General features: G+C 61.4%; 1 pseudogene. It reads right to left on the bottom strand.

Going from position 1 to position 345, the window contains the following annotated elements:
• Window positions 1–345: pseudogene (locus tag ACXIUA_RS00950) on the bottom strand (quinone-dependent dihydroorotate dehydrogenase); the annotation flags it as partial.

Below are 345 nucleotides of genomic sequence, written 5' to 3'. Positions count from 1 at the left end.
CAGCGGAGTCACCTTGGTCTTACCAATGTTGATACCGATGACGTCGTCACTGCGACGCGCCCGCAAGTTCTCCGCTACAGCAGCGGCGCCGGGGTTGTTGAAACCCATGCGGTTCAAAATGGCGCGGTCTTCCTTCAGACGGAACAGACGCGGGCGATCGTTGCCCGGCTGCGGCTTGGCAGTCACGGTTCCCAGTTCCGCGTAGCCAAAACCAATTGGCCCCCAGCAATCCGGGGCAATAGCAGCCTTGTCGAAGCCCGCGGCGAGCCCCAGCGGACGCGGGAAGTCCACACCGAACACGGTTTGACGCAGCACAGCATCGTCAACAACGAGTAGCTTGCTCAC

Source organism: Corynebacterium sp. UMB8791, assembly GCF_054166365.1.
Note: the sequence above shows the minus strand (reverse complement) of the source record. Positions and strands in the feature narration are given on the sequence as shown.